General features: G+C 66.1%; 1 protein-coding gene. It reads left to right on the forward strand.

Going from position 1 to position 1,332, the window contains the following annotated elements; all coding sequences use genetic code 11:
* Nucleotides 1–557: 557 nt before the first annotated feature.
* Nucleotides 558–809: a hypothetical protein gene (locus tag KME75_RS46505; RefSeq protein ID WP_504739541.1), complete on the forward strand. Its 252-nt coding sequence runs from the start codon at nt 558–560 to the stop codon at nt 807–809.
* Nucleotides 810–1,332 lie beyond the last annotated feature (523 nt).

Raw genomic sequence — 1,332 nt, forward strand, 5'->3', positions numbered from 1 at the left:
CTCCATCAGCTGCGCGAGCCGCCCGGACATGTCACGGATCTGCCGGTCCTGCGCGGCCAACTGCCCGGACTGGCGCCGCACCACGACGATCAACTCGTCGCGCGACATCTCCTCCAGCTCGGACACCGGAAGATCACACCGCAGACCAGCCGATCATTCGTGATCGACACGCCACTGCCGCCAAGATCACACTGACCCCGATACGAGGTCACGCTCCAGATCGGGCTGAATGCTTACGACGGCCTCACGGCCGCCGACATCGCCGAGACGGTCGGAGTTCCCGGGTTCCTGGACGATCTGCGTGGCGCGCTGAAGGACGGTTCGTTCCGTCCGCTGCCGGTGCGCCAGCGGAAGATCCCGAAGCCGGGTGGGTCGGGGAAGGTCAGAAGCCTTGGCATCCCCACCATCGCGGATCGGGTGGTCCAGGCGGCATTGAAGCTGCTGGAACCGATCTCCGAGGCCGACTTCATGCCGGTCTCCTACGGTTCCGGCCCAACCGGCGGGCGAAGGACGCGATCGCGGAGATCCACCAGTTCGGCACCCACGGCTACCGCTGGGTGCTCGACGCCGATATCGAGGCGTGCTTCGATCGGATCGACCACACGGCCCTGATGGGCCGGGTGCGCGGACGGATCACCGACAAGCGTGTGCTGGCGCTGGTGAAGGCGTTCCTCAAGGCCGGGATCCTGACCGAACTCGGCGAACACGAGGACACCCACACCGGCACCCCGCAGGGCGGGGGTGCGACGCGAGGTCGCACGGCAGTGAGTAGCTGCGCTGAAGGAGGGTTGACGATGTCGATGGTGTAGCTCCAACCAGTGTCCGCGTGGTTGGTCCTCGCCCCGACGTGCGTTGCTGGTAACGGCAGGGTGCGGAGCTCGGGGGAAAGCCGAAGGGTCCTCGTTCCATCCGGGGACCACGGGCGAGAGGAAGACCGGACGGGTGAACACAAGTGAACCCTTATCTGAGGTCTCGTGACTGCGGATTCCCCGCGATGGGTCGTCGCAGCGGGGTCGTAGGGCTGGCTGCTGGAAAGCGGCGGGTGCCGACTGGATCATTCCTATCTGGTCGGGAGGACACCACCGCCCCGAGACAAAGAGGGCACCCACCCCGGTCGTATCTCACACGTGCGGAACGCGGGAACCCCGGCTGGGGTCCAGAGCGGAGAAACAGCCGTGCTGGTAGGCCGACCGTGAGGAAGGCGGATATCCGGGTCTTCGAAGTTAACCGGGCTTGGCTGGTCGGAGGGCCGCTCGGATGCTCGCGCAGCGTGATCGTAGGCGTTGGTTGATGGGGTTGCGGAACCCGAAGGCATTGCGGGCTTCGAGCTTG

Origin of the sequence: Pseudonocardia nigra (genome assembly GCF_019396355.1) — a bacterium.
GTDB lineage: Bacteria > Actinomycetota > Actinomycetes > Mycobacteriales > Pseudonocardiaceae > Pseudonocardia > Pseudonocardia nigra.